The sequence below is a fragment of the Bradyrhizobium sp. Leo170 genome (assembly GCF_004296405.1).
Lineage (GTDB): Bacteria > Pseudomonadota > Alphaproteobacteria > Rhizobiales > Xanthobacteraceae > Bradyrhizobium.
This window is the reverse complement of sequence record NZ_PSRR01000511.1, coordinates 1-4,115: the sequence shown is the minus strand read 5'-3', so window position 1 is coordinate 4,115 and position 4,115 is coordinate 1. Positions and strand designations below refer to the sequence as shown.

General features: G+C 65.0%; 3 protein-coding genes. 1 reads left to right on the top strand and 2 read right to left on the bottom strand.

The window, feature by feature from the left end; genetic code table 11:
* Window positions 1–110: 110 nt before the first annotated feature.
* Together CWO89_RS41540 and galE are read right to left on the bottom strand one after the other, a co-directional pair.
* Window positions 111–1,919 carry an ABC transporter ATP-binding protein gene (locus CWO89_RS41540; RefSeq protein ID WP_130584024.1) on the bottom strand — a complete coding sequence of 603 codons (1,809 nt, stop codon included), beginning with the start codon at window positions 1,917–1,919 and terminating at the stop codon, window positions 111–113.
* 123 nt (window positions 1,920–2,042) lie between these two features.
* The gene (galE, locus tag CWO89_RS41535; RefSeq protein WP_130584023.1) at window positions 2,043–3,056 is read right to left on the bottom strand and encodes a UDP-glucose 4-epimerase GalE; all 1,014 of its coding nucleotides are present in this window, start codon (window positions 3,054–3,056) and stop codon (window positions 2,043–2,045) included.
* 126 nt (window positions 3,057–3,182) lie between these two features.
* Here galE and CWO89_RS41530 point away from each other — a divergent pair.
* Window positions 3,183–4,115: glycosyltransferase family 4 protein (locus CWO89_RS41530; RefSeq protein ID WP_130584022.1), on the top strand; the 933-nt coding region annotated here is incomplete at its 3' end.

Here is a 4,115-nt window from a genome sequence, read left to right as displayed (position 1 = left end):
GGGTTCTCTCCCCACGGAAAGTCCCATCGTGGAGGCACCCTCACCCCAACCCTCTCCCGCAAGCGGGAGAGGGGGCGCAGCGTCGTGTTGGTTGCTGTTGTCATCATGCTCTAACCGGTGGCGCTGATCGGGGCCAGCGTGAGCGGGCGGGTGTCGTGGTGCTGCAGGCGGAAGAAGGAGGCGTAGCGGCCGCCGCGGCGGAGCAGCTCGTCGTGACGTCCGCGCTCGACGATCTGGCCGCCCTCGACCACCAGGATCGCATCCGCATGCATGATGGTGTGCAGCCGGTGCGCGATCACGATCGTGGTGCGGTTCTGGCAGAGATGCTCGATCGCCTCCTGCACCTGCTTTTCGGATTCGGAATCGAGCGCGGCGGTCGCTTCGTCGAGCAGGATGATCGGCGCGTTCTTGATCAGCGCGCGCGCCACCGCGATGCGCTGGCGCTGCCCGCCGGAAAGCTGCGTGCCGAGCTCGCCGACCGGGGTGTCATAGCCGAGCGGGAAGCCCGTGATGAAGTCATGCGCGCAGGCCGCCTTGGCCGCGTCCACGATCTCATCTTCGGTGGCGCCGGGCTTGCCGAAGGCGATGTTGTTGCGGATGGTGTCGCGGAACAGATAGACGTCCTGGCCGACATAGGCGGTCTGCTGGCGCAGCGAGCGCCGCGACACCGAGGCGATCGATTGGCCGTCGATCAGGATGTCGCCCTCCGTCGCCTCATAGAAGCGAAGCAGCAGCGCCAGCACCGTGGACTTGCCGCCGCCGGAGGGGCCGACCAGCGCGGTGACCTTGCCGGGCTCGGCGACGAAGCTCATGTGGCTCAGCACCGGTGCGTCGGCGCGATAGGCAAAGCCGACATCGCGCAGTTCGATCCGCGCTTCGGTCAATTTCAGCGCCGGCTTGTCGTCGTCGGAGCGTTCGCTCGCGGGGCTGTCGACGACTTCGAGCAGCATCCGCGCGCCGACCAACTGGCTGTTGAGATCGATGTTGAGCCGCGACAGGCGTTTTGCCGGCTCGGTCGCCATCAGGAAGGCGGTCATGAAGGAGAAGAATGCGCCGGGGGTCGCGTTGAGCGCGACGACGCTGTAGCCGCCGTAGAGCAGGCAGCCGGCCACCGCGAAGCCGCCGAGCATCTCCATCAGCGGATTCGAGCGGTTGGCGACCCGCGCCATCTTGTTGGCGTTGCGCTCGACGGCCGTGATGTTCGCGTCGATGCGCCGCTTCATCGTTTCTTCCAGCGTGAACGCCTTCACGGTGCGGATGCCCTGCAGCGATTCCTGCATGGTCTCCAGGATGTCGGCGGTGCCGGTGAACTGGTTGTAGGCGAGGCCCTTGATGCGCTTCACCAGCTTGCGCAGGATCAGCATCGCCGGCGGCACCACCACGAGCCCAATGAACGACAGCACCGGATCCTGGAACACCATCACGCAGATCATGGCGATCAGCGTCAAGAGATCGCGCCCGATGGCGTTGATCAGCATGTTGAGGACGTCGGTGATGGACTTGGCGCCGGCAGTCAGCCGTGCCAGGAATTCCGACGAATGCCGTTCGGAGAAGAAGCCGATGCTTTCGCTCATCAGCTTGGCGAAGAGCTGCCGCTGGTTGTTGGCGAGAATGGCATTGCTGATCTTCGACAGGGTCACCGTGTGGCCGTAGGTCGCCACGCCCTTGATGAACAGCAGGATGACCGTGACGCCGGAGAGACGAGCGATGCCGGCAATGTCCTTGTCGATATAGGCCTGGTTGATCACCTGACCCAGGATATAGGCGGCGCCGGCGGTGGCGCCGGCCGATATCGCCATCAGGACGAACGCTTGCAGATAGCGCCGCCAATAGGTGAGCCCTTGCTCGGCGATCAGACGGCGAATCAGGATCGCCGCCCCATAGGGGTCGTCGGTTATCTTTTTTGGAGGCTCGGTCATCCGCGTTCCCTTGACGCCGCGTTGTTAGGAAGCGGGCGCGCGCCAGCGTCAGGCTTGAGGGACTCCTTGCCTGCGAAAGCGCGTTTTTTCAAGCCAATTTCAAGTCAAATAACGGCTTGATTTTCAGGCCGATTCCGCCTGCTGGAGCGGGCCGCCGCGCTCCAGGAACAGCTTTTGCTCCCAGGCCAGCGCATGCGCCGCGATGGTTTCGAGATCGTCGTATTTCGGCGTCCAGTCCAGCAGCGTGCGGATGCGGCCGGTGTCGGCGACCATGGTCATGATGTCGCCGGGGCGGCGCGGCGCATGGGACACGGCGAAATTGCGCATGGAGACGCGGCGCACCGCCTCGATCGTCTCCAGCACCGAATAGCCGCGGCCATAGCCGCAATTCAGCGTGACCGAGCCGCCGCCGGCACGCAAATAAGACAGCGCGGCGTGATGCGCCTCGGCGAGATCGGTGACATGGATGAAGTCGCGGATGCAGCTACCGTCCGGCGTCGGATAGTCGCTGCCGAACACATCGACCTTGGCGCGCTGGCCGGTGGCAGCCTCGACCGCGACCTTGAGCAAATGCGTCGCGCCGATGGTGGAAAGCCCGATGCGGCCCAGCGGGTCGGCGCCGGCGACGTTGAAATAGCGCAGCACGACATAGCTCATGCCATGGGCGGTGGCCACATCGTGCAGCATGATCTCCGTCATCAGCTTCGACATGCCGTAGGGCGACAGCGGCCGCGTCGGCGCGGTCTCCGGCACCGGCACCTCTTCGGGATTGCCATAGACGGCGGCGGTGGAGGAGAAGATGAAGCGGCTGACGCCGGATTTGACCGCCGCGTTCAACAGGCTCTGCGTGGTCATCGTGTTGTTGCGGTAGTAGCCGAGCGGATCGCGCATCGATTCCGGGACCACCACGGAGCCGGCGAAATGGACGATGCTCTCGACGCCATGCTGGGCGATCACGCCCTCGACGAGATTTTCGTCGCCGGCATCGCCGATGAACAGCGGCACGCCTTCGGGCAGAAGGGCGGAGAAACCGGTGGAGAGGTTGTCGACCACCACGACGCTTTCGCCGGCATCGACCAGCGCGCGCACCATGTGACTTCCGATATAGCCGGCGCCGCCGGTGACGAGCACGGTCATGACTACCTCTCCCCGGTTATTTTCACGGGATGTTAGCGGGGCCGCGATGAAGAGGGGGTTTCGTGGCCTGAGAACTGGCCCCTATGCTTAATGTTGCGTATACGAACTCCTGCAAAGGGGGACCCAATGGGAGCCAATGCGCCGATCGAGAACAATCCGGCCGCTGATCTGCAGTTGATCGTGCCGAACCTGCACAGGCGCTATTCGGGCGTGACCGCGACCAACCGCATGGTCGCACCAAAGCTTGCGACGATGTTCCGCGCCGCCTGGCTCGGCTCGCATGCGCCCGAGGGCATCGCGCGCATGGGCTTCGTCGATCTCCTGAAACTATGGCGCCGCCCTGTGCCGCTGATCTGGCACGCGCGGCGCAATGACGAGATGATTGCAGGCGTTCTGTTGCGCGCGCTCGGCTGGCCGTTGAAGCTCGTGTTCACGTCCGCCGCGCAACGTCACCACACCTGGCTGACGCGCTGGCTGATCCGACAGATGGATGCGGTGATCGCGACGAGCGCGTTGTCCGCGTCCTTCCTCAAGCGCGAGGCGACGGTGGTGATGCATGGCGTCGACACCGAACGCTACGCGCCGCCGGTCGACCGCGCGGCGCCGTTCTCCGAGAGCTGCCTGCCCGGGCGCTACGCGATCGGCTGCTTTGGCCGCGTGCGCGCCCAGAAGGGCAGCGACGTCTTTGTCGAGGCGATGTGCCGGCTGTTGCCGCGCTATCCGGATTTTTCGGCCGTGCTGGTCGGCGCCGTGGTGCCGGAGCAGCAGGGATTTGCGAATGGGCTGAAGCAGCGGATCGAAGCGGCGGGGCTGACATCCCGCATCAGGATCACCGGTGAAGTCCAGATCGAGGAGGTCGAACGCTGGTACCAGAGATTGACCATCTATGCCTTCACTTCGCGCAACGAGGGCTTTGGGTTGACGCTGATCGAGGCGATGTCATCAGGCGCGGCGCTGGTGGCGGCGCGCGCGGGCGCGGCCGAATTCGTGGTCGAGGATGGCGTCACCGGCGTGCTGGTGCCGCCGGGGGACGTCGATGCGCTCTGTGCGGCGCTTGAG